The 22,127-nt window shown below is 64.6% G+C and carries 22 protein-coding genes; 12 read left to right on the forward strand and 10 right to left on the reverse strand.

The annotated features are described in order from the left end of the window. Nucleotides 1–2: 2 nt before the first annotated feature. From rpmG to mtnC, 5 genes are all read left to right on the forward strand, one after another. Nucleotides 3–176 (forward strand): 50S ribosomal protein L33, encoded by a 174-nt coding sequence (rpmG, locus tag G513_RS0107460; RefSeq protein ID WP_022976201.1) that lies wholly within the window; start codon nucleotides 3–5, stop codon nucleotides 174–176. Nucleotides 177–309: 133 nt separating this feature from the next. Further along, nucleotides 310–1,764, forward strand: a complete 1,455-nt coding sequence (gene mgtE / locus G513_RS0107465; protein ID WP_022976202.1) for a magnesium transporter — start codon at nucleotides 310–312, stop codon at nucleotides 1,762–1,764. Between the two features lie 83 nt (nucleotides 1,765–1,847). After that, nucleotides 1,848–2,471, forward strand: a complete 624-nt coding sequence (locus G513_RS0107470) for a methylthioribulose 1-phosphate dehydratase (RefSeq protein WP_022976203.1) — start codon at nucleotides 1,848–1,850, stop codon at nucleotides 2,469–2,471. Between the two features lie 4 nt (nucleotides 2,472–2,475). Then, nucleotides 2,476–3,036 carry a 1,2-dihydroxy-3-keto-5-methylthiopentene dioxygenase gene (locus G513_RS0107475; RefSeq protein ID WP_022976204.1) on the forward strand — a complete coding sequence of 187 codons (561 nt, stop codon included), beginning with the start codon at nucleotides 2,476–2,478 and terminating at the stop codon, nucleotides 3,034–3,036. Between the two features lie 89 nt (nucleotides 3,037–3,125). Continuing rightward, the gene (mtnC, locus tag G513_RS0107480; RefSeq protein WP_028475257.1) at nucleotides 3,126–3,806 is read left to right on the forward strand and encodes an acireductone synthase; all 681 of its coding nucleotides are present in this window, start codon (nucleotides 3,126–3,128) and stop codon (nucleotides 3,804–3,806) included. Here the strand turns inward: mtnC and G513_RS21930 are convergent. Both G513_RS21930 and cysQ read right to left on the reverse strand, forming a co-directional pair. Then, the gene (locus G513_RS21930; protein WP_245563088.1) at nucleotides 3,770–4,306 is read right to left on the reverse strand and encodes a M15 family metallopeptidase; all 537 of its coding nucleotides are present in this window, start codon (nucleotides 4,304–4,306) and stop codon (nucleotides 3,770–3,772) included. The genes mtnC and G513_RS21930 overlap by 37 nt on opposite strands. A gap of 92 nt (nucleotides 4,307–4,398) precedes the next feature. After that, nucleotides 4,399–5,220: a 3'(2'),5'-bisphosphate nucleotidase CysQ gene (gene cysQ, locus G513_RS0107490; RefSeq protein ID WP_022976207.1), complete on the reverse strand. Its 822-nt coding sequence runs from the start codon at nucleotides 5,218–5,220 to the stop codon at nucleotides 4,399–4,401. Nucleotides 5,221–5,256: 36 nt separating this feature from the next. Between cysQ and yrfG the strand changes: the two genes are divergently transcribed. Beyond that, entirely contained in the window at nucleotides 5,257–5,958 is a 702-nt protein-coding gene (gene yrfG, locus G513_RS21935) for a GMP/IMP nucleotidase (RefSeq protein ID WP_033417407.1), read from the forward strand. Here yrfG and G513_RS21940 read toward each other — a convergent pair. Further along, nucleotides 5,955–7,289, reverse strand: a complete 1,335-nt coding sequence (locus G513_RS21940) for a DEAD/DEAH box helicase (protein WP_022976209.1) — start codon at nucleotides 7,287–7,289, stop codon at nucleotides 5,955–5,957. The two genes, yrfG and G513_RS21940, sit on opposite strands and share 4 nt — an antisense overlap. 255 nt (nucleotides 7,290–7,544) lie before the next feature. Between G513_RS21940 and trxA the strand changes: the two genes are divergently transcribed. Both trxA and rho read left to right on the forward strand, forming a co-directional pair. After that, nucleotides 7,545–7,880 carry a thioredoxin TrxA gene (gene trxA, locus G513_RS0107505; protein WP_022976210.1) on the forward strand — a complete coding sequence of 112 codons (336 nt, stop codon included), beginning with the start codon at nucleotides 7,545–7,547 and terminating at the stop codon, nucleotides 7,878–7,880. 27 nt (nucleotides 7,881–7,907) lie between these two features. Next, nucleotides 7,908–9,638: a transcription termination factor Rho gene (gene rho, locus G513_RS0107510; RefSeq protein ID WP_022976211.1), complete on the forward strand. Its 1,731-nt coding sequence runs from the start codon at nucleotides 7,908–7,910 to the stop codon at nucleotides 9,636–9,638. A gap of 71 nt (nucleotides 9,639–9,709) precedes the next feature. Here rho and G513_RS0107515 read toward each other — a convergent pair whose 3' ends face one another. From G513_RS0107515 to G513_RS0107530, 4 genes are all read right to left on the reverse strand, one after another. Beyond that, a complete protein-coding gene (locus G513_RS0107515) occupies nucleotides 9,710–10,252 on the reverse strand; it encodes a putative ATP-dependent zinc protease (RefSeq protein ID WP_022976212.1) in 543 nt (180 codons plus the stop codon). Further along, nucleotides 10,249–11,559, reverse strand: coding sequence for a phosphoribosylamine--glycine ligase (gene purD / locus G513_RS0107520; RefSeq protein WP_022976213.1), 1,311 nt, complete (start codon nucleotides 11,557–11,559; stop codon nucleotides 10,249–10,251). The genes G513_RS0107515 and purD overlap by 4 nt, the downstream gene beginning before the upstream one ends. Nucleotides 11,560–11,662: 103 nt before the next feature. After that, nucleotides 11,663–12,193, reverse strand: a complete 531-nt coding sequence (gene ppa, locus G513_RS0107525) for an inorganic diphosphatase (RefSeq protein WP_022976214.1) — start codon at nucleotides 12,191–12,193, stop codon at nucleotides 11,663–11,665. 51 nt (nucleotides 12,194–12,244) lie between these two features. Then, nucleotides 12,245–13,504, reverse strand: coding sequence for a 6-phosphofructokinase (locus G513_RS0107530; protein WP_022976215.1), 1,260 nt, complete (start codon nucleotides 13,502–13,504; stop codon nucleotides 12,245–12,247). 266 nt (nucleotides 13,505–13,770) lie between these two features. Between G513_RS0107530 and G513_RS0107535 the strand changes: the two genes are divergently transcribed. After that, a complete protein-coding gene (locus G513_RS0107535) occupies nucleotides 13,771–14,331 on the forward strand; it encodes an adenylate kinase (RefSeq protein WP_022976216.1) in 561 nt (186 codons plus the stop codon). Nucleotides 14,332–14,395: 64 nt separating this feature from the next. Here G513_RS0107535 and rnd read toward each other — a convergent pair whose 3' ends face one another. Next, nucleotides 14,396–15,499: a ribonuclease D gene (gene rnd / locus G513_RS21945; protein WP_022976217.1), complete on the reverse strand. Its 1,104-nt coding sequence runs from the start codon at nucleotides 15,497–15,499 to the stop codon at nucleotides 14,396–14,398. A gap of 170 nt (nucleotides 15,500–15,669) precedes the next feature. On the opposite strand from rnd, the gene G513_RS0107545 reads away from it, so the two are divergent. The 3 genes from G513_RS0107545 (at nucleotide 15,670) to G513_RS24785 (ending at nucleotide 20,377) form a co-directional block, all read left to right on the forward strand. Beyond that, complete coding sequence (locus G513_RS0107545) at nucleotides 15,670–16,290, forward strand: hypothetical protein (RefSeq protein ID WP_022976218.1); 621 nt, start codon at nucleotides 15,670–15,672, stop codon at nucleotides 16,288–16,290. Continuing rightward, nucleotides 16,290–17,645 carry a UDP-N-acetylmuramate:L-alanyl-gamma-D-glutamyl-meso-diaminopimelate ligase gene (gene mpl / locus G513_RS0107550; RefSeq protein WP_022976219.1) on the forward strand — a complete coding sequence of 452 codons (1,356 nt, stop codon included), beginning with the start codon at nucleotides 16,290–16,292 and terminating at the stop codon, nucleotides 17,643–17,645. The genes G513_RS0107545 and mpl overlap by 1 nt, the downstream gene beginning before the upstream one ends. 266 nt (nucleotides 17,646–17,911) lie before the next feature. After that, nucleotides 17,912–20,377, forward strand: a complete 2,466-nt coding sequence (locus tag G513_RS24785) for a DUF4394 domain-containing protein (RefSeq protein ID WP_022976220.1) — start codon at nucleotides 17,912–17,914, stop codon at nucleotides 20,375–20,377. A 62-nt stretch (nucleotides 20,378–20,439) separates the two neighbouring features. Here the strand turns inward: G513_RS24785 and G513_RS0107560 are convergent, their stop codons facing one another. Both G513_RS0107560 and G513_RS0107565 read right to left on the reverse strand, forming a co-directional pair. Further along, on the reverse strand, nucleotides 20,440–21,150 hold the full coding sequence (locus G513_RS0107560) for a site-2 protease family protein (RefSeq protein ID WP_022976221.1): 711 nt from the start codon (nucleotides 21,148–21,150) through the stop codon (nucleotides 20,440–20,442). 7 nt (nucleotides 21,151–21,157) lie between these two features. Continuing rightward, entirely contained in the window at nucleotides 21,158–22,057 is a 900-nt protein-coding gene (locus tag G513_RS0107565) for a DUF2167 domain-containing protein (protein ID WP_169560561.1), read from the reverse strand. Nucleotides 22,058–22,127: the final 70 nt, after the last annotated feature.

A 22,127-nucleotide genomic window follows, 5' to 3' on the forward strand; every position in this document is an offset into this window, starting at 1 on the left:
AAATGGCCAAAGGCAAGAAAGACCGCGAAAAGATCAAACTGATCTCGACCGCCGGAACCGGGTTCTTCTATACGACCACGAAGAACAAGAAGAACACGCCGGACAAGTTCGAGTTTTCCAAGTACGACCCGATCGTGCGCAAGCACGTCCCGTTCAAGGAAGGCAAGATCAAGTGATTCTTCGGCAATAGCCGAAAGATCATCCCGGCCCAGGCCGGGGTCCAGAAGGCCCGCTGCTTGCGGGCCTTCTCGTTTCTGCAGTTCGTGCTGTCTCCGATTTGAGATAGCCCGCATGTAGGGTATCGAGCTCATGGACGCTGCCAGCCGCGACAACCCGCATCACCGCAACCTGGAGCGCGCCCGCGCGCAGGTGATCGAGATGCTGACCCGGCAGGCGCTCGAGCGCGAGCTGGTGTCGAAGAGCGAGTCGACGACCGGCGCGCCGGTCGACGTGGTCAGCCAGCTGGTTGCCCGTCAGCAGCACGCCGCACTCGAGCAGCGCCTGGCCCACTTCCATCCGGCCGACATCGCCTTTGTCCTCGAAAGCCTGCCGCCCGATGCCCGCGAGATGGCCTGGCAGCTGGTCCGTGCCGAACGCCGCGGTTCGGTGCTGCTGGAAACCTCGGACGTCGTTCGTCGCTCGTTGATCGAGGACATGGAACCGGGCGACATCGCCGCCGCGTTTCATCACCTTGAATCGGACGACATCGCCGAGCTGATCGCCTCGCTGCCCTCGGATGCCGGTGCCGAAGTACTGGCCCGCCTAGACTCCGCCGATCAGGCTGAAGTGCGTTCGGTGCTGTCGTTTCCGGACGGCACCGTCGGCGCCTTGATGGACATCGACTTCATCCCGGTGCGCGACGACGCGTCGCTCGAAGCAGTGCTGCGCTTCCTGCGCCGGCGCAAGAAACTGCCGGCGGAAACCAACCAGATCATCGTCGTCGATCGCGCCAAGGTGCTGCGCGGCGTGTTGACGCTCGAACAACTGCTGCTCAGCGAGCCCGAGCAGACGGTTGCCGAAGTGATGACCGAGAACCCGCACTTCTTCTATACCGACGATGCGGTGCCCGACGCGATCGACGCCTTCGAGCGCTACGACCTGATCTCCGCGCCGGTGGTCAATCTGCATCGCGAAGTCGTCGGCCGGATCACCGTCGACGAGATCGTCGACGCGATCAAGGATCAGCAGGAGCGCGAATCGCTGCGCAAGGTCGGTCTGCGCGAGGACGAGGATCTGTTCGCGCCGGTCTGGCAGAGCGGCCGCAATCGCTGGCCCTGGCTGGCGCTGAACCTGTTCACGGCGTTCGCGGCTTCGAGAGTCATCGGTTTCTACGAGCCGACCATCGAAAAGCTGGTGGCCTTGGCGACCCTGATGCCGATCGTCGCTTCGATCGGCGGCAATACCGGCAACCAGACCATGGCGCTGGTGATCCGTGCCTTGAGCCTGGGCCAGCTCGGCGGGCGGCTGCTGCAGAAGATGCTGATCAAGGAACTGCTGATCGCGGCGATGAATGGCACGATCTGGGGCTCGGCGCTCGGCGTGGTCACCTTCGCGATCTATCACGACGTGAAACTCGGCATGGTCATCGCCTCCGCCACCATGCTGGAATTGCTGGTTGCAGCGGCGGCCGGCGCAATCATTCCCGTGTCGCTGGAACGCTTCGGGCGCGATCCGGTGCTGGGCTCCAGCGTGATCCTGACCGCGCTGACCGACAGCATGGGCTTTCTGATCTTCCTGGGTCTGGCGACCCTGGTGCTGATTTGAAGAACTACACGGTCGTTGCTTACGCCAGGGGCTTGCCCTAATGTGCCGGTCCGTTTTCGTGCTGACCGGTCAGGAGGTCGCTGATGCATGCTGATTCCCTGGGCGCCGAAGCCCGTCTCGATCAACTGGCCGACGAGCTGATCGCGTCCTGCCAGCTGTTCCATTCGCGTGGCTGGGTGCCGGCCACCGGTGGCAATTTCTCGGCAAGGCTCGACGAACAGCATCTGCTGATCACGGCCAGCGGCGTGCACAAGGGCGAGCTGACGCGGGCCGATTTCATGATCGTCGATGTCGACGGCAAGGCGCTCGAAGCTGGCCGCAAGTCGTCATACGAAACCGGACTGCACACCCAGTTGTATCGCCGCGACCCGGCCATACGTTCGGTACTGCACGTCCACAGCATTGCCAACACCGTACTGTCGCGACGTCATCCTCTGATCCGTCTGACCGGATACGAACTGATGAAGATCCTGCCGGGGATCGTCGAGCCGTCGGTGACCGTCGATATCCCGGTGTTCGGCAACGATCAGGATATAGACCGCTTGAGCCGACAAGTGGACGCAAAAATGATGGAACCGAGCCGCATGCCGGCCTATCTGATAGCCGGACACGGTTTATATACGTGGGGCGGGTCGGTGCGCGAAGCACGGCACCGGCTGGAAGCCCTGGAATTCATGTTCGAGTGCGAGTTGTGGAACGAGAGGTGACCCTATGAGTGAGCTCCGGATTTACGAAGAGAACGGCCAGCCCGTGGCCAGCCACACCCGGTTCGAAGACATCCGCGATCAGCTGGAGTCGATCGGCGTGCAGTTCGAGCGCTGGGAAGCAACGCGTCAGCTCGATGCCCAGGCGACGCAGGACGAGATCATCGAGGCCTATCGCGGCTCGGTGAACCGCCTGATGAACCAGTACGGCTTCAAGTCGGTGGACGTGATCAGCCTGCACCCGGCGCATCCGCAGAAGGACGTGCTGCGCAGCAAGTTCCTCAGCGAGCATCGTCACGACGAATTCGAAGTGCGCTTCTTTGTCGAAGGCGAAGCGCTGTTCTATATCCGCGATGCCGGCCGCGTTCACGGCGTGCTGTGCTCGCAGGGCGATCTGATCTCGGTGCCGGCCAATGTCCGTCACTGGTTCGACATGGGCCCCAACCCGAGCTTCAAGGCCATCCGCCTGTTCATCACGCCGGACGGCTGGGTCGCCAATTTCACCGGCGACAAGATCGCCGACAGCTTCCCGCGTCTGGAAGCGCCGCATTATCTGAAGGCTGCCTGACCCGCAATCGTCATTCCCGCACAGGCGGGAATCCAGTTTTCCGACAAGGCCGCTCCTGAGCGGCCTTGTCGTTTGGAGGATTCATCGCCGTGATCAAAGCCATCGTCACCGACATCGAGGGAACCACGTCCTCGATCGACTTTGTCCACCAGACGCTGTTCCCGTACGCGAAGCAGCATCTGCGGCGCTATCTGCACGAACATGCGGACCAGCCGGAGGTCGCGGCGCAGCTGGCTGCGACGGCCGAACTCGAAGGCCGCAGTTTCGCGTCCATCGACGAAGCAGCCGACGTGCTCGAGCGCTGGATCGCCGAGGATCGCAAGGCCACGCCGCTGAAGGATCTGCAGGGCCTGATCTGGGCCGAGGGCTATGCGGACGGCGAACTGAGCGGCCATGTCTATGCCGATACGCCGATCTACCTGGAGCAGTGGCATGCCGCGGGAAAGAAGCTGTACGTCTATTCCTCAGGCTCGGAGGCCGCGCAGAAGCTGATCTTCGGCCACTCCGATGCCGGCGATCTGACGCCGCTGTTCTCGGGCTATTTCGACACCCGCATCGGCGCCAAGCGCGAGGCCGCGGCGTATCGCACGATTCTGGAACGGATCGGCCTGCCAGGCAGCGAGGTGCTGTTCCTGTCCGATATCGGCGAAGAACTCGACGCCGCCCGTGAAGCCGGCCTTAAGACCTGCCAGCTGATCCGAGACGCCCAGGCCAAGCCATTCCCGGCCCACCCTCAGGCGAAGGATTTTTCCGGGATCACGATCGACTGAAGTAGCGGTACGGCGGCTTCGGCCGCCAGCGCGCCGCTGTCCTGACCGGAGCCGAGCTTCTTCCAGCACCAGTGCCAGGGTTCGTACAGATAGCCTTCCGGATTGCCTTTCGGGTAGGTCATCGTGAAGCCGAAGCGCCGGGCATTCGCCGTCAGCCAGTGGAAGGCGGCCGTCTGGTCGAATTCCTCTTCCAGCGGCGGGCAACCCGCCACGCCGATATCGACGGCCCGCCCGGTGTGATGCTCGCTGCAGCCGGGCGGCGCGTTGACAGTCAGGATTTCCGCGATCTCCCTGCCCTTTGCGAGCTTGTTGCGGATCAGCCCGGCCTGGAAATCGACGCTGCGGAAAGCCGACACCAGCAACAGGTCGATGGCGTCGTCACTCGCCGCCATACGCATCGCCGCCCAGGCCGCGGCAGCGCCCGGCACCAGCAGCTTGTCGCGGCCATCACTGCCGAGACCGACTGGCTGCAGGCGCTGCGCTTCGATGAACAGCGGCAATCGCCGGGCTCTGACTGCGCGTTGCGAGATGCCGAATTCGCTCCAGTACGCTTGGATGCGCGCCCGATACGCCGCTGGCAACCGCGCCGCCATCAGCCGGCCTTCAGCCGTTCGCGCCAGCCGTAAGCCGGATCGCCGATGACGACGAAGCCCGGATTCAGCAGCGAGTCCTTGGTGTTGTAGCGCAGCGGCTGCCAGTCCGGCAGACGCAGCACCGTCGCGCCGGCCACTTCAGCCAGGCATTGCGCGGCAGCGGTATCCCATTCGCTGGTCGGGCCGGTACGCGGATAAAGATCGGCCAGACCTTCGGCGACCATGCAGAACTTCAGCGAAGAACCGCGGCTGAGTTGTTCATGCTCCGGCGCATGGGCCAGGAACTCGTCGAGCGCGGCATCGCGGTGCGATTTGGTGACCACCAGCATCGGCTTGGCCGGCGTCGCGCGCGTGTGGATCGCCGTCTTCTTGCCATCGCGAATGACGCTCGCGCCAACGCCGCGCGCGGCGATGTAGCTGGTTTTCGTCACCGGCACGTGGACCACGCCGAGTACCGATTCATGCTGGTCGATCAGCGCGATGTTGACGGTGAAATCGCCATTGCGCTTGATGAATTCCTTGGTGCCGTCGAGCGGATCGATCAGCCAGTAACGCGTCCAGTTGCGGCGCATCTCGTAGGAAATGTCGGCATCTTCTTCGCTGAGGCAGGGGATGTCCGGCGTCAGCTGGGTGAGGCCGTCGATGATCGCGCGGTGGGCGCGCAGATCGGCCTGGGTCAATGGCGAGGCATCGTCCTTGGTGCTGACCGCGAAGTCGGACTCGTAGACCTCCATGATCGCGTCGCCGGCAGCGATGGCAATGGCGAGCACCGGGTCGAGCAGCGCGGCGAGGGCGTCGGCAGAAGTTCTTGGCAGGCTCATGGTCAGGACGTAGGGGGCTGGCCTTATGATAACGGCATGACTGCATTGACTATCGACTGGTCGGCCATCGACCAGGTACTGCTGGACATGGATGGCACCATCCTCGATCTCGCGTTCGACAACCATTTCTGGCTCGAATTGCTGCCTCAGCGCTATGCCGATCTGCAGGGCATCAGCTTTGCCGAATCACTGGCCAGGATGGAGCCCGAGTTCCAGGCCACGCGCGGCACGCTGAACTGGTACTGCCTCGATTACTGGAGCCGCTGGACCGGGCTCGACGTGATCGCGATGAAGATCGAGATGCAGCACCGCATGCAGGTCCTGCCGGGCAGCGAGGATTTTCTGGCTGCCGTGCGCACCAGCGGCCGGCCCTTATGGTTGGTGACCAATGCCCATCCGGGCAGCTGGACGGTCAAGCTGGCCAAGACCGGCATCGGCCAGTATTTCGATCGGGTGATTTCCTCGCACGACTTCGGCATGCCGAAAGAGGACGCGCGCTTCTGGCCCTTGCTGCAGGAGCGCTATCCGTTCGATCCGGCACGCTCGCTGTTCGCCGATGACAGCCTGCCGGTGCTGCATGCCGCACGTGATCACGGCATTCGCGAAGTGATCGCGATGCTGCATCCGGATTCGACCGCCGCACCGCGGGTGATCGACGGCTTCCCCGCGGTGAATCGACTGCCGGAGTTGCTGCCGGTGCCGATGCGCCAGCTCAGCGAAAACTCGGCGAAACCTTAGCGAACAGGACGCGTCGAGCGCGGACGTCCACCACCACCGCCAGGACGACCGCCGCCCGGACGACCGCCATCGCGACGCGGCGGCGCACCGCTGCGATCGCGGTGCACGTGCTTCGGCTTGATGTAGTCCTGCGGCATCAGATCGTCTGGATTCAGCGACTGCGGAATGCGCATGCCGATGGCTTTCTCGATGATCGGCAGCGAGTAGACCCAGGTCTCGCAGCACAGCGAGATCGCGTCACCCGACGCGCCGGCGCGCGCCGTGCGGCCAATGCGGTGCACGTAATCCTCGCCGTCCTGCGGCAGATCGAAATTGATGACGTGCGACACCTCGGGAATGTGCAGGCCGCGAGCGGCGACATCGGTCGCCACCAGCACCGGCAGTTCGCCGAGCTTGAACTCGCCGAGCAGGCGCTCACGCTTGTTCTGCGGGACGTCGCCGGACAGCACGCCGGCGTTGAAGCCGTTGGCCTTGAGTGCCGCTTCGACGTCTTCGGCACCGCGCTTGGTGTTGACGAACACCAGCGTGCGAATCGGCGCGTGATGGCGCATCAGGCCAACCAGCATCGGCAGCTTGTCTTCGTTGGCGACGTGGATCAGCGATTGGCGCACGCGCTCGGCAGTGACCTGATCAGGCTCGATCTCGATCCGCTCCGGGCTGTTCATGTGCTCGTAAGCGAGTTCCAGGACGCGGTGCGACAGCGTTGCCGAGAACAGGTAGTTCAAGCGCGAACCCGGGCGCGGCATGCGCCGCATCAGGAAGCGGATATCGGCGATGAAACCGAGATCGAACATGCGATCCGCTTCGTCGAGCACCAGCACTTCGATGCCGTTGAGCTTGTAGAGGCCCTGCTTGAAGAAATCGATCATCCGGCCCGGCGTGCCGATCAGGATGTCGACGCCTTCGGCGATCGCGCTCTTCTGGGTGTCATAGCCGGTACCGCCGTACAGGGCGGCGAGCTTCAGGCCGGTGTGGGCACCGAGTTGCAGCGCATCGTTATAGATCTGCAGCGCCAGCTCACGGGTCGGCGCCAGGATGTAGGCGCGCGGCTGACCTTCTTCGCCGATGCGCGGCTGAGTCAGCAAGTGATGCATGGTCGCCAGCAGGAAGGCCGCCGTCTTGCCGGTGCCGGTCTGCGCCTGACCTGCGAGATCCTTGCCCTGCAACGCCAGCGGCAGGGTCGCGGCCTGGATCGGCGTGCAATGGGAGTAACCCATCGCCGCGAGGCTCGACTTCAGGGTTTCGTGCAGCGGCAGGCTGTCGAAGGAGGTGTCGCTTAAGTGCTGGGGACGCGCGGCTTCTGAAGCAGTGGCGTCTAACGAGGCTTGCATTTGATCGGGACTTGGATTGAAATACGAGCAATCACAACGACTGAAGCGCACCACGCGTCGCGCAATCACAGTCGAAATCGCAGAAATTCTTCCGGCTATTAAAGCAGATCGTCAGGGCATGCGCATTGAACGCGCGCGGCCCGTCCCCACTGACGTGTCACGGCCCTTGCACCACGCATCGGCCCACCCCAGATCGTCAACAGGGCCATCAACATTCGTCCGCCACTATCCGGCAGACACCATCGGAGTTCGTAAATGAGCGAAAACATTTCGGCTGTCACCGACGCCAGCTTTGAAGCCGACGTGCTGAACAGCGACGTGCCGGTTTTGGTCGATTTCTGGGCCGAATGGTGCGGACCCTGCAAGATGATTGCGCCGGTGCTTGAACAGATCGCCGTCGAAACCAAGGGCAAGCTGAAGATCGTCAAGCTGAATGTCGACGAAAACCCGGGTACGCCGCCGAAGTTCGCGATTCGCGGCATCCCGACGTTGATCCTGTTCAAGAATGGCGCGCCTGCCGCCACCCAGGTTGGTGCCGTGCACAAGGCCCAGCTCGCCGCGTTCGTCCAGCCCCATCTGGCGACCGCCTGATCCTCCGCGACCCCCTCCCCGTTTAAAATGATCAAGCATCGTCGCCGTCCGCATTACTCCAACGGTCAGAACAACGGAGGCAATAACGGCCAGAATGGCGCCCAGGACCGGGGCGAACGCCTCGAAGGCATGCCGGCCGACGTCGAGATGCTTGAAGGCGGCGATGGCGGTGGTGGCGGAGAGTCCGCAGCTGCGGTCGTCGTCGCCCCGCCCCGTCCGCAGCAACAGAACAACAACAATAACAATAACAACCAGAACAACAATCAGCGGCGTCGCCACCAGCAGAACAACGGTGGCGGCCACCAGAACCGCAATAACGGCGGCGGTGGCAACAACGGCGGCCAGGCCGAGCGCGGCAACCAGAACAACGGCGAGCGCCAGCGTCCTGATCGCGACGGCAATGTCGGCGGCAATTTCGGCCCCGGCGACGAGCCGATCGAGGAAGCGCCGCAGTTCGGCCCGAACGGCGAGCCCTTGCCGCCGCGAGAGCAGAAGATCCTGCACATCTCGGATCTGAAGAAGAAGACCGCCGCCGAGCTGTACGAAACCGCCGAAGCGATGGGCCTGGAGAACATTTCCCGCGCCCGCAAGACCGACATCGTCTTCAACCTGCTGCGCGCCGCCGCGCGTCGTGGCGACTTCATCCAGGCCGATGGCGTGCTGGAAATCATGCAGGACGGCTACGGCTTCCTGCGTGGTGCCGACGCCAGCTACCTGGCGGGCCCGGATGACGTCTACATCAGCCCGAGCCAGATTCGCCGCTTCGGCCTGCGCACCGGCGATACCGTTGCCGGAAGAGTTCGCAGCCCGAAGGACAACGAGCGTTATTTCGCGCTGCTCAAGGTCGACACCATCAACTACGAGGCTCCGGAAGTCTCGAAGAAGAAGGTCAACTTCGAGAACCTGACGCCGCTGTTCGCCGACGAGCGCTTCGTGATGGAGCGCGGCAATGGCACGACGGAAGACATCACCGCGCGCGTCATCGACATCGTAGCCCCGTTCGGCAAGGGCCAGCGCGGCCTGATCGTCAGCCCGCCGAAGGCCGGCAAGACCATCCTGATGCAGAACGTCGCGCAGTCGATCGCGGCGAACTATCCGGACGTCTATCTCATCGTGCTGCTGATCGACGAGCGTCCGGAAGAAGTCACCGACATGCAGCGCACGGTGCGCGGCGAAGTGATTTCCTCGACCTTCGACGAGCCCGCCCAGCGCCATGTGCAGGTTGCAGACATGGTGATCGAGAAGGCCAAGCGCCTGGTCGAGCACAAGCGCGACGTGGTGATCCTGCTCGACTCGATCACCCGCCTCGCCCGCGCTTACAACACGGTCGCTCCGTCATCGGGCAAGGTGCTGTCCGGCGGTGTCGACGCCAACGCGCTGCAGAAGCCGAAGCGCTTCTTCGGTGCTGCGCGCAATGTCGAAGAGGGCGGCTCGCTGACCATCATCGCCACGGCGCTGATCGACACCGGCTCGAAGATGGACGAAGTCATCTACGAGGAGTTCAAGGGCACCGGCAACATGGAACTGCACCTCGAGCGCCGCATCGCCGAAAAGCGTGTGTTCCCGGCGATCAACATCAACCGTTCGGGCACCCGCAAGGAAGAGCTGATGGTCGATCCGGGCGAGCTGCAAAAGGTCTGGATCCTGCGCAAGCTGCTGCACCAGATGGACGAACTGGCGGCGATGGAGTTGCTGTTCGATCGCCTGCGCGGCACCAAGACCAATTCCGATTTCTTCGATTCGATGAAGCGGAACTGATCGCAGCCAGATGCGAAAAAGCCGCAGCTTGCTGCGGCTTTTTTGTTGCCTCTCGACCGGCGCCAGGAACCTCAGCGCTTCGGCGCCGGCTCCGGGATGTCGTGCGGCTCAGGCTCGACTTTCGCCTGCGCGGGGCAACTCGGCTCGATCGTGTACTCACGCGCCGGATCGACCGCGCCCAGCTTGCGCACATCGTCAGCACCGATGGTCAGTGGCGGGGTATAGCCGGTGCGATCCGAAACCGTCAGCGTCGTTTCCAGCGTCGTGCGGCCGACGCACAGCGCAATTGCCACCTGCGGCCGATGCTCGACGCCGCCATCGCGCTGCTTCAGCTTCACGTCCTTCAGCATCGAACGCTCCAGGGTGACCCGGCTGCCAGGCAGCACGCTGCCGTTGTCGATCGTGAAGCGCACCCAGGTGCCGCCGTCACGATTGAAATACTTGACGTTGACGGCACGCAGGCTCGAGCCATTGGCCGCAGGATCAAGCCGGCCGATGACTTCGATGGCCGAGCTGCCGAGGACCCTCACCCGTTCGGTGCGGCCATAGGTCTCGGCCTGCGCCGTCGACACGACTGCAAGACCTGCGAGCACTGCGACCGCTATCCGGTTCATTCGATGTTCCGTTCCCGAGCTACTGCGCGATAGCCGATGTCGCTGCGAAAATGTACGCCGGTCCAGCCGAGCTTGCCGACCGCCTCGTAAGCCGCCGCCTGCGCGGCCGCTGCCGTATCGCCAAGGGCGGTCACGCACAGCACGCGGCCACCCGAGGTGATGACCTTGCCGGCCGCGTTCAAACTGGTGCCGGCGTGGAAGACCTTGGCCTTGTCGCCGAATGCGGCATCGAGGCCGGAGATTTCATCGGCCTTGCGAATCTCGCCCGGATAGCCGCCGGCAGCGAGCACCACACCGAGCGCAACCTGCGGATTCCAGGTCGGCGGCGCGGCGTTCGGATCGCCATCGACGGCCGCTTCGAGCAGGCTCAGCAGATCGGAATCGAGGCGCATCAGGATCGGCTGCGTTTCCGGATCGCCGAGCCGCGCATTGAATTCGACGACGCTCGGCATGCCCTTCGAGTCGATCATCAAGCCGGCGTAGAGGAAGCCGGTGAACGGCGTGCCCTCGGCCGCCATGCCGGCCAGGGTTGGTTCGATGACCAGCTGGCGCACACGCGCGTCCACTTCGGCAGTCACCACCGGCGCCGGCGAGTACGCGCCCATGCCGCCGGTGTTCGGACCTTGATCGGCATCGAACACGCGCTTGTGATCCTGGGCCGACGCCAGCGGCACGTACTTGGTGCCGGCGGCGACGACGATGTAGCTCGCTTCCTCGCCCTGCAGGAAGTCCTCGATGACGACTCGGGCACCGGCACCACCGAAGGCGCCGCCGAGCATGTCGCGGATCGCGGCCTGCGCTTCGGCAACCGTTTCGGCGACCACCACGCCCTTGCCGGCGGCCAGGCCATCGGCCTTGACGACGATCGGCGCGCCGCGGCCGGCAACGTAATCGAGTGCCGGCTGCACGTCGGTGAATACCTGGTACTGCGCAGTCGGAATCTGGTGACGCGCGAGGAAAGCCTTGGTGAACGCCTTGCTCGATTCCAGCTGAGCCGCGGCCTGGGTCGGCCCGAAAATGCGCCTGCCCTGCGCGCGGAACGCATCGACGACGCCTTTCGACAGCGGCACTTCCGGCCCGACCACAGTGAAACCCACGCCCTCGTCTGCCGCCAGTTTCAGCAGGCCGGCAATGTCCTCGACGGCCACCGGGCAGTTGCGGCAGCCGGCTTCAGTCGCGGTGCCGGCATTGCCCGGCGCCACCAGCACTTCGGCAACGTTCGGTGATTGCACCAGCTTCCAGGCAATCGCGTGCTCGCGGCCACCGTTACCGATGACCAGCACTTTCTGCGGAGCGAGCTGCTTCATGAGGGACATTCCTGAATCGTGAGGCGGTTATACGTCGGACAAGAAAAAGGCAGGCGCGCGGCCTGCCTTTTCCGATCAGCGGTGCAGCGAGTGTCGCTTGGGCTCAGCCCTTGTAGTCGGCGATGCCCTTTTCGATCTCGCCGCGCGCGGCAGCTGCATCGCGCCAGCCGGAGATCTTGACCCACTTGCCCTTCTCCAGCGCCTTGTAGGACGAGTAGAAGTGGTGGATTTCGTTCTTGACCCGCTCCGGCACGTCGGCCAGATCACGCAGATGGTCGTAGGCGCCGTTCGACACCTTGTCGACTGGCACGGCGAGCAGCTTGGCGTCGGTGCCCTTCTCGTCTTCAGTGTCGAGCACGCACAGCGCGCGGCACTTGATCACCGAGCCGGCAACGACCGGATGCGGGGTGATCACCAGCACGTCGACCGGGTCGCCATCGCCGGCCAGCGTCTTCGGCACGTAGCCGTAGTTCGCCGGGTAGCTCATCGCCACGTTCATGAAGCGATCGACCATCAGCAGGCCGGTGTCCTTGTCGACTTCGTACTTCACCGGCGGGCCATAGGCCGGGATTTCGATGACGACGTAGAATTCGTTCGGGGCCTTTTCGCCCGGACCCAGTGCTTCAAAACCCATGTCTGCTTACCTGTTGTGTGGAGGTTGTCGGTATAGGGGAGTGCTGCAACTTCAGACCGTGAACTCGCGGCCGGTCAGCTTCGACACGGCGATGTTCTGCAACTGCACGTAGGCCGGCAGACCGTTGACGTAGGGCGGATAGTCCTCGCCCTGGATCAGCGGCGCCAGGTAGCGGCGGCAGGCTGCGGTGATGTGGAAGCCGTCGGCGGTGATGAAGTCGCGCGGCATCTTCTTCTCGACGTTGGCGACGCTGGCCAGCGGCGCTTCGGCGATGTTCCAGGTGTACGGCGAATCGCTGGTGCGGATGATTGCCGGCATCACGCCGGACTTGCCGGCCACGGCCATCTCGACGGCCGCCTGACCAACCGCATAGGCCTGCTGGACGTCAGTCGCTGAAGCGATATGGCGCGCGGCGCGCTGCAGATAGTCGGCCACCGCCCAGTGATACTTGTACTGAAGCTTGTCCTTGACGATGCCGGCCAGCAGCGGCGCCAGGCCACCGAGTTGCGCGTGGCCGAAAGCATCCTTGCCACCGGCTTCGGACAGGAACTCGCCATTCGGCGCGTGCAGGCCTTCGCTGGCGACGATCGTGCAGTAGCCGTAGGTCTTCACGCAGTGATCGACTTTCGCCAGGAACGCGGCTTCGTCGAAGGTGACTTCAGGGAACAGGATGATGTGCGGGCTGTCGCCTTCGTTCTCGGAGGCCAGGCCACCAGCAGCGGCGATCCAGCCGGCGTGACGGCCCATCACTTCGAGGATGAACACCTTGGTCGAAGTCTTGGCCATCGACGCGACGTCGTAGCCGGCTTCGCGGATCGACACGGCCACATACTTGGCCACCGAGCCGAAGCCCGGGCAGCAATCGGTGATCGGCAGATCGTTGTCGATGGTCTTCGGTACGTGGATCGCCTGCAGCGGGTAGTTCAGGCGCTCGGCCATCTGGCTGATCTTCAGGCAGGTATCGGCCGAATCGCCACCGCCGTTGTAGAAGAAGTAGCCGATGTCATGGGCCTTGAACACTTCGATCAGGCGCTCGTACTCGGCCTGATTCTTGTCAAAACCTTTCAGCTTGTAGCGGCAGGAACCGAAGGCGCCGCTAGGGGTGTAGCGCAGTGCCGAGATCGCGGCATCGGATTCCAGCGAGGTATCGATCAGATCTTCGGTTAGTGCGCCGATGATGCCGTTGCGGCCGGCGTAGACCTTGCCGATCGTCTGCGAATAGCGTCTTGCGGTCTCGATGACCCCGGCGGCGGAAACATTGATGACAGCCGTGACGCCGCCCGATTGGGCGTAGAAGGCATTGCGAGGCATGGCAAGGACGAGGCGAAAGGACCGGAGGCTGACGGACCGGAGCGGGGTCCGGCGCGGAGAACGCGATGGGTATGGCCCAAAGTATAACCGCGCTGGCACGATTTCCGCGTTGACGTGGTACGCATCCACCGGGTACCGTTTCGCCCATCGCGCTCACTTATCGCTGCGGTCGGCGTCACCACACACGCCAGACTGCCGCTTTGTTGTGATCGCTTTCTTCCGAACGAAGCCGCACACATGCGGCTCACACAGGGGCTGTCTGCACCATGAGAATCATCCTGCTGGGTGCGCCCGGCTCGGGCAAGGGCACGCAAGGCGAAAAGCTGGTCGCCCATTACGGCATCCCGAAGATTTCCACCGGCGACGCGCTGCGCGCTGCCGTGAAGGCTGGCACCGAACTCGGCCGCAAGGCGAAGGCGGTGATGGACGCTGGCCAGCTGGTGGCCAACGAGATCGTCATCGGCATCGTCGAGGAACGCCTTGGCCAGGATGACGCCAAGAAGGGTTTCATTCTCGACGGCTTCCCGCGCAACACCGCGCAGGCCGAAACGCTGGACGCGATGCTGGTGCGTCTCGGTCAGCCCGGCATTTCGCGCGCCGTGCACCTCGCCGTGGCCGATGAGGAAATCATCGCCCGCCTGCTCGACCGTGCCCAGAAGGAAGGCCGCGACGATGACAAGGAAGACGTGATCCGCCACCGCATCAACGTCTACAACGCCGAAACCCATCCGCTGCTGGATTACTACGGCAAGCAGGGCAAGGTCGTCGCCGTCGACGGCATCGGCACGATGGACCAGATTTTCGATCGCATCGTCGCGACGCTGTAATCGATCGCCGCAGCATCCAACGCCCGGGCCTCGCCATGCGAGACCCGGGCGTTGTCGTTTCCGCTCAGAGCAGTGCGAGCAGCGCTTCGCCGGCCAGTTCGCGACGCCAGCCTTGCAGCACGGTGGCCTCGGCAGCGGCGCCGAAGCGGATCATCGCTTCGAGATCGGCCCTGGGTGCGATCAGCGAGATCGGCAGGTTCTGCGCCTCGGCGATCGTGCGCAGACCATCCTGCAGCCGCTTCAGTTTCGCCTTCTGAGGCTCGGTCAGCGGCTCGTCGACCAGCGCTGGCCGTGGCGCTTCGGCCTGCGCGGCAGCGACCAGTGATGTCAGCGCTTGACCGTGACGTTCGACGGTCTTGACCGGCAGCACCTTCAGCGCCGCCAGTTCTTCGAGATCGCGCGGCGCGCGTTCGGCAATGCGGTACAGGGCATCGTCATCGAGGATCCATTTGCGCGGGCGGTCCCGCTCCTGGGCGATGCGCTCGCGCCAGCCGGCCAGTGCCATCGCCACCGGCTGCGCCGCGGGCGGCATCCGTCCCAGCCCTTTCAGGCGTTTCCAGGCTTCGTTCGGCGGATTGCGGTAGCGCGCCGGCTCGGCCAGGCGTGCGCAGTCTTCCTGCAGCCAGGCCAGCCGACCCAGCGCAATCAGTTCCTCGCGCATGCGCGGATGGATTTCCGACAGGTGACGCACGTCGGCAGCGGCATAGGCCAGCTCAGGGCCGGTCAGCGGCCGGCGCGACCAGTCGGTGCGGGTCAGGCTCTTGTCGAGCTTGATGCCGAGCAGCTTGTCGACCAGGGCCGCATACCCGAGCTGATCGCCATGGCCAAGCAGTGCGGCGGCGATCTGGGTATCGAACAGCGGCGTGACGGTATCGCCGCCAAGGCGGACGAAGATTTCCAGATCCTGCGAGGGCGCGTGCAGCACCTTGGTGATCGCCGGTGCCGTGAGCAGGGCCCAAAGCGGCTTCAGCGCTTCGGGCGCCAGCGCCAGGGTGTCGATGCAGACATCGGATTCACCATCGCCGACCTGCACCAGGCAGAGGATCGGGTGATAGGTGTCTTCGCGAAGAAACTCGGTATCCAGCGCCAGCCAGGGACGGTGCTTCCAGCCTTCGACTCGTGCAGCGAGTGCATCGGCGGTGACGATCAGTTCAACGGCGGCGTTCAAGGTCGAGTCTCGTGGATTTGCGCGGCAGTTTCGCACGAAGCCACCGGTATCTCGGGGCGCAAGCCTCGACGGCAGCAGCGACCAGCCCGGCGTGCACGCGTATCGGACGACTGAGCCTTCAACAGGCCGCTTAGAATGCGGCTTTCCCGCACCCACCATTCCCTATTCCGATGCTGAGCGAGGCGTTCCAGGCAACGCTGAAGATCCTGCTGTTCCGTGCCGGCCCGGCCGATTTTCCCTATCGCGAAGACCCGGGCTTGAGCCGTGGCTGCATCGTTCTCGGCATCGTCGCGACCGCGGCGGTGCTTGGCCAGATGCTGCCGCTGGCGATGGCGCTCGCCAGCGGTGTGGTCGCCACTGCCGCTCTGTCGATGTTCGTCCGCACCACCTTGCGGCTGCGCGGCCTCGAACCTCGTTACGTGCAGACCCGCAACACACTGCTGGCCACCGGCTCGGTGCTGCTGCTGATCATGAGCCTGCCGATGTCGGCGATCATGCCGGGGATGATGGCGTTCCTGGAATCGCTGCGCGTGGCGCAGGACGCCATTCCCGCCGGCGGCGCACCGCTGACCATCAGCCCGGATCAGATGCCGGATCTGCCCGGCGGTGCTTCGCTGCTGCTCGATCTGCTGACCATCTGGTTCTTCGCCGTCACCGGCCACGTGCTCCGCCAGGCGGCCAACCTCGGCTACTTCGGCTCCGGCGTGCTGGCACTGCTCTGCGTGATGAATGTGGTGCTGCTGGTCGCCTTCGCCGGACCGGTGCTGAAGCTCGTCTTCGGAGGAAGCTGATGCACCTGCACATCCTCGGTATCTGCGGCACCTTCATGGCCGGCATCGCCGCGCTCGCCCGCGAGGCTGGCCACAAGGTCACCGGCTCGGATGCCAACGGCTGGCCGCCGATGTCGACCCAGCTGGAAAAGCTCGGCATCGCAGTGATGCCCGGCTATCTGGCCGAGCATCTCGATCCGGCACCGGACGTGGTCGTGGTCGGCAATGTCGTCAGCCGCGGCAATGCGGCGATGGAGCACGTGCTGAACGTCGGTCTGCCCTATGTCTCCGGCCCCGAATGGCTGGCGGCGCATGTGCTGAAGGGGCGCCATGTGCTCGCCGTTGCCGGCACTCACGGCAAGACCACGACCACCAGCCTGCTCGCCTGGCTGCTCGAGGAAGCAGGACTGGAACCGGGCTTTCTGGTCGGCGGGGTGCCGGTCAACTTCGGCCTGTCCGCGCGCCTGGGCCGCGGCAAGTGCTTCGTCATCGAGGCCGACGAGTACGACACCGCGTTCTTCGACAAGCGCTCGAAATTCGTTCACTACCGGCCGCGCACCGCGATCCTGAACAACCTCGAATACGACCACGCCGACATCTTTCCGGACCTGGCGGCGATCGAAAGACAGTTCCATCACCTGGTGCGCACCGTGCCCGGCGAAGGCCGGCTGATCGTCAATACGCAGGACCTGAACCTGCCCCGCGTGCTGGCGATGGGCGCCTGGTCTGGCATCGAGTGGTTCGATGGCGAAGGCCGGGATGCGCGTGGCTGGCAAGCGACGCGCAACGCGGACGGCTTCGCCCTAGGCTATCGCGGCGAAACGCTGGGCACCGCGCACACACCGCTGGCCGGGCCACACAACCGCGCCAATGCGCTGGCGGCAATCGCGGCGGCCGCACATGTCGGCGTATCGACGGCCGATGCGCTGCGTGGCCTCGAATCGTTCCGCGGCATCAAGCGCCGGCTGGAGTTGCTCGGCACCGCGCGCGGCGTCGAAGTGTTCGACGACTTCGCCCATCACCCGACGGCGATCAGCGTCACTCTCGCCGGTCTGCGCGAACGCGGTCCCGGACGCATCCTGGCAGTGCTCGAACCGCGCTCGAACACCATGCGGCTCGGCGGCCATGCCGGCGGCGATCTCGCCGACAGCCTCGCCGATGCCGACCTCGCCTTCGTCTACGCTAGGCCCGATCTGAAATGGGACGCCGGCAGCGCGCTGGCACCGATCGGCGAGCGCCTGCGCCTGCATGACGATCCAACCCAGCTGGCCACCGCGATCGCCGCCGAAGCCCGCCCGGGCGACCGCGTGCTGGTGATGACCAATGGCGATTTCGGCGGCTTGCATCAGCGGCTGCTCGATCTGCTGAAGACCTGAATCAGCGCGAAATCGACATTTTCATGACGTTGAAATAACACACGTCTGACATGTCTCCGATGAAAGTCGGCCATGTGATTTTTCATGGCCATTTTGCGCATCCGATTCCATGTGATCGGTGTACGCAGACTCGTGGGCCTTCCGCATTTCCACCTTCCGAAACACGGGTGAGCGGGGGCCGCGAGGCCGCGCTGTTTGCTGCGCGGCCTCGAACCACAAGGATGCCGGCAATCGCTGGCTGTGCACTGAACTCATGGAGATTCATCATGCTGACGCGCCACAAGAGTTGGGCCCTCGTTGCTGCTGCGTTGTTCCTGTCCGGCTGCGACAGCAAGGAGGACGGCCCGCCAGGAACCCCGTCACCGACTTCACCGGTGATCACCGACAGCTACGTGGTCACCAGTGCCAACCGTCTGCTCGGCATCAATCTCGCGGGCACCGGCGACGTACTGTTCAGCGCTGCGATCAGCGGCCTCGCCGCCGGCGAAACAGTGCTCGACCTCGCGTTCCGTCCACGCAACGGTCTGCTCTATGCACTGGTCAATGGGCCCGCGGGTGCCCGCATCGTGCGACTTGATCCAACCACCGGCGCTGCGATCGCGGTCAGCACGCTGGCCGCCGACCCGACCGATACGACGACGCCGTACACCGGCCTCGCCGGTGTCCGTTTCGGCATCGACTTCAACCCGGTGCCCGATCGCCTCCGCGTGATCTCTGACGCGGGCCAGAACCTGCGCATCAACATCGATACCGGCCTGACGATCACCGACACCGCGCTCAACGGCGCAGCCAGCGGTGCCTCGGCCACCGCCTATACCAATGCCTTCAACGCCGCCTGCCGGACTCAGCAATTCACGATCGATCCGGCCAGCGATCGGCTGTTTCTGCAGAACCCGCCGAACGATGGCGTTCTGACGGCGATCGGCAGCCTGGGCCTCGATATCGACTCCGTCAACGGCTTCGGGATCGCCACCTCTGCCGAGGGCACCAATACCGCCTATGCGGTCTTGACCACGTCCAGCGGCGCCAGCCTTTACACGATCAACACGACGACGGGCGCGGCAACTGTCACGAAGAGCATCGCTCTGAACGCCGGCGAATCGGCGGCGGGCTTCGCCACCAGCCCGCAGACGGCAACGCCAAGCCAGACCCCGGGTGAACTGGTCGGCCTGACCAACGCGAACCGCTATGTCAGCTTCATGCGCGGCTCGCCGACCAAGCTGTGCACCAGCGGCGCGATCAGTGGCCTGCCCGCGGGCACCGATCTGCTCGGCATCGATACCCGCCCATCGACGGGCGGCATCGTCGGCCTTGGCAGCGACAACAAGCTGTATTCGCTCAGCAATGCCGGTGTCGCCGCTGCGTTGTGCGCGCTGGCCACTGATCCGGCTGACACCACGCTGCCCTACTCGGTGCTGCCGACCGGAGCCAGCTACGGTGTAGGTTTCAACCCGGTACCGGATCGCTTGCGGGTGATTGCCGACAGCGGCCTGAACCTGCGCATCAACCCGAATCCCAATCCTGCCGGCCAGTGCCTGGTCACCACCGATACGGCGATCTCCGGCGCAAGCTCGCTCAGCGGCGCGGCCTACACCAACGCGGTGCCGGCGGCCGGCACGACGACGCTGTACGCGATAGACAGCGGCGCCGATGCCCTGGTGCAGATCGGCAGCAACCCGGCCAACGGCATTGCCGACGATCCGGGCAATCCAAACAGCGGCGTGGCCAGCACCATCGGCGCGCTGGGTGCCGGTGATGTCGGCAAGGTCGATGCCTTCCTGATCGACGGCCGCAACAACACCGCCCTGCTGGCGACCAGCGTGGCGGGCGCCGCGGCATCGACGCTGTACACGGTCAACTTGACCACCGGCGCGGCAACGGTGATCGGCACCGTCGGCGGCGGCCTCGGCACCACGGCGGCGGCACCGCTGCGCGGCCTGGCGCTGACCACTGGCACCAGCCTGAAGGTCTACGCGCTGACCAGCGACAACCGCCTGCTGTCGTTCTCGCAGACCGGCAACGTGCTGGCGCCGAATGCGACCAGTGATCTGGCGATCACCGGCACCGTTTCCGGCGAGCAACTGCTGGGCATGGATTTCCGGCCCGCGAACGGCCTGCTGTACGCCGTCAGCTCGCTGAACCAGATCTACGTGATCAACACTTCGACGGGTCTGGCCACGCTGTCGGCGACCCTGGCCGCGAACCCGGCCGACACGCTGCCTCCGGTCTACACGACACTGCCCGCCGGCGCGATTTCCGGCGTCGATTTCAATCCGGTTCCGGATCGTCTGCGGGTGGTCGACAATACCGGCAGCAATCTGCGCATCAACGTTGCCACCGGCGCCACCGATGCCGATCTGACACTCAACGGCGCAGCCGGTCAGATCGTCGCAGCGGCGTACACCAACAGCTACGCCGGCACCACGACGACGACGCTGTACGACCTCGATGCGACGACGCTGTACACCCAGACGCCGCCGAACGACGGCACGCTGGTGGCAGTCGGCCCGCTCGGCGTCACTGCCAGCGGCGACGCAGGGCTGGACATCGCCGGTGGCGCCAATGGCCTGGTGCTGGCGGCGATCAACACCACCGGCAGCGGCCCGTCGGACCTGTATCGCATCAACCTGGCCACGGGTGCTGCGACACCAGTTGGCGTGGCTGGTAGTACGGCGCTTATCGGCCCGGCCGGCGGCACCCAGGTCCGCAGCATCGCGATCGATCTGCGCTGAAGTAGCACGAGGTAGAACAGAAGGCCGGCCCGCGAGGGTCGGCCTTTTTCATTGCTGCAACCCTAGCCGCGCGGCAGTTCGCTATGTAGTTCGTGGCACATGATCGCCAGGAAAGCTGCGAGTCCGAGATAGAGCAGGCCGTACGAGGTGCGCGTCTCGATATCGACCTCGTAATACTGCGCCGCTTCCGGCGTACGGATACCGCGCCAGGCCTCGACCAGACGTGGCCAGGCCAGGACCGCCATCAGGATCAGCAATGGGCTCGGCCGCCAGAAGAACAGCGCGACCAGCAGCGGCGCGCCGATCAGCCACAGTCGCGGCGAGATCACGGCCGTGATCCGCCCACCGTCGAACGGCGATACAGGGATCAGATTGAACAGGTTCAGGAAGAAGCCCGAGTAGGCCAGGGCCAGCAACAGGCGGCTGCCGGTCTCGCGTGCCATCCAGTAGCAGGCCAGCGCGCCGAAGCTGCCAACCAGCGGCCCGGCCATGCCGATGTAGGCTTCGGTCTCGGCATCGCGCGGCTGATCCTTCAGCTGGATCCAGGCGCCGACGAAGGGGATGAAGGTCGGCGCGCCGACGTCCAGTCCGCGCGACCGCGCCGCGATGAAATGGCCCATCTCGTGAACAAAGATCAGCCCGACGAAACCGGCCGCATACGGCCAGCCGAACAGCAGCGCATAGGCGAACACCGACACCAGCATGGTGCCGCCGGTGACCAGGAACTTGCCGAGCTTCGCGCCTTTCAGCAGCAGTAGCAGCGCGCTCAGCATCCGCCGATCAAGCCTTCTTGCCGCGCAGGAACTTCGTCACCAGCGCGCCGATGCCGGCGACGGCAAGGACGATCACTTTCGCGGACTTGGCGAGGAACAGCCCGAGCACGGCCAGCAGACCCAGCTTCTTCGCCGCCACACCACCGACCAGCGCCGCGAGCCCGTAAGTGGCGACCTTGTCGGTATCGGGCTTGAAGTCCGCATAGCGCTTGCCGTCGTCAAAGGCGACGGCCGCCAGCAGCGTCCGGGCGTCCGACTTGTAACGCTCGATCTTCGAAGTCGTGGTGATCAGGTTCATCTCGAAGAAGCCTTCGCGGCCGAGTACGTAGGTGTTGTAGTTGACCGTTGTGTCGGCGTCCGGCGCCGCACCGATCTGGCGCGCTTCCAGTGACCAGACGAGGCGCTGATTGATGGCATCCCAGGTCGGCGGCTCGATCCAGCGGGTGATTTCCAGACCCGGATAGCCACGCTCGATGCGCCGCTTGTTGCCAGCTTCGGTCCCTTTCTTGAGGTCTGCCAGCATGTCGTCGGCGTTCCACTCTCGGGCATCGTCGTCACGGATATAGCCGGCGGCATCGTAGTCAATCGATACCGTCCAGTCCGCATCTTCGCTGCCGACCGGAAATATCAGGCCCAGGAAATTGTCCCCGACCGAGTTGCCGAGCACGTCCATCAACTTGCGCGATTCGGCCAGCGGCACGAACCCGTAGCCTTCGGGAAGCTTCAACAGCCCCTGATCACGGAGCTTCACTTCCTGTGGGCCCCGCTGCAGTGCCGCAGCAGCATCTTGCCAGGCGACCTTCGCCGCTTCGGCTGTGGAATTGGCGTCCTGCGCCTGGATGGCTTTGAACGGCGCAAGCACCAGCAGCATCAGTCCCAACCAGCGGACCGCAATCGTCGAACTCATCTTCATCGGTCTCCGAGTTCAGGATGGCCCCGCTCACGAGGCAGGCGGGGCGCGGGAATGGTCACCTGCT

This window comes from Nevskia ramosa DSM 11499, from assembly GCF_000420645.1.
In the GTDB taxonomy this organism is placed as follows: Bacteria; Pseudomonadota; Gammaproteobacteria; order Nevskiales; family Nevskiaceae; genus Nevskia; species Nevskia ramosa.

Excerpts from the sequence above, each read along its gene's own strand:
- rpmG (WP_022976201.1), top strand. The coding sequence starts at position 3 with ATGGCCAAAGGCAAGAAAGACCGCGAAAAGATCAAACTGATCTCGACC.
- mgtE (WP_022976202.1), top strand. The coding sequence starts at position 310 with ATGGACGCTGCCAGCCGCGACAACCCGCATCACCGCAACCTGGAGCGC.
- G513_RS0107470 (WP_022976203.1), top strand. The coding sequence starts at position 1,848 with ATGCATGCTGATTCCCTGGGCGCCGAAGCCCGTCTCGATCAACTGGCC.
- G513_RS0107475 (WP_022976204.1), top strand. The coding sequence starts at position 2,476 with ATGAGTGAGCTCCGGATTTACGAAGAGAACGGCCAGCCCGTGGCCAGC.
- cysQ (WP_022976207.1), bottom strand. The coding sequence starts at position 5,220 with ATGAGCCTGCCAAGAACTTCTGCCGACGCCCTCGCCGCGCTGCTCGAC.
- yrfG (WP_033417407.1), top strand. The coding sequence starts at position 5,257 with ATGACTGCATTGACTATCGACTGGTCGGCCATCGACCAGGTACTGCTG.
- G513_RS21940 (WP_022976209.1), bottom strand. The coding sequence starts at position 7,289 with ATGCAAGCCTCGTTAGACGCCACTGCTTCAGAAGCCGCGCGTCCCCAG.
- trxA (WP_022976210.1), top strand. The coding sequence starts at position 7,545 with ATGAGCGAAAACATTTCGGCTGTCACCGACGCCAGCTTTGAAGCCGAC.
- rho (WP_022976211.1), top strand. The coding sequence starts at position 7,908 with ATGATCAAGCATCGTCGCCGTCCGCATTACTCCAACGGTCAGAACAAC.
- G513_RS0107515 (WP_022976212.1), bottom strand. The coding sequence starts at position 10,252 with ATGAACCGGATAGCGGTCGCAGTGCTCGCAGGTCTTGCAGTCGTGTCG.
- purD (WP_022976213.1), bottom strand. The coding sequence starts at position 11,559 with ATGAAGCAGCTCGCTCCGCAGAAAGTGCTGGTCATCGGTAACGGTGGC.
- ppa (WP_022976214.1), bottom strand. The coding sequence starts at position 12,193 with ATGGGTTTTGAAGCACTGGGTCCGGGCGAAAAGGCCCCGAACGAATTC.
- G513_RS0107530 (WP_022976215.1), bottom strand. The coding sequence starts at position 13,504 with ATGCCTCGCAATGCCTTCTACGCCCAATCGGGCGGCGTCACGGCTGTC.
- G513_RS0107535 (WP_022976216.1), top strand. The coding sequence starts at position 13,771 with ATGAGAATCATCCTGCTGGGTGCGCCCGGCTCGGGCAAGGGCACGCAA.
- G513_RS0107545 (WP_022976218.1), top strand. The coding sequence starts at position 15,670 with ATGCTGAGCGAGGCGTTCCAGGCAACGCTGAAGATCCTGCTGTTCCGT.
- mpl (WP_022976219.1), top strand. The coding sequence starts at position 16,290 with ATGCACCTGCACATCCTCGGTATCTGCGGCACCTTCATGGCCGGCATC.
- G513_RS24785 (WP_022976220.1), top strand. The coding sequence starts at position 17,912 with ATGCTGACGCGCCACAAGAGTTGGGCCCTCGTTGCTGCTGCGTTGTTC.
- G513_RS0107560 (WP_022976221.1), bottom strand. The coding sequence starts at position 21,150 with ATGCTGAGCGCGCTGCTACTGCTGCTGAAAGGCGCGAAGCTCGGCAAG.
- G513_RS0107565 (WP_169560561.1), bottom strand. The coding sequence starts at position 22,057 with ATGAGTTCGACGATTGCGGTCCGCTGGTTGGGACTGATGCTGCTGGTG.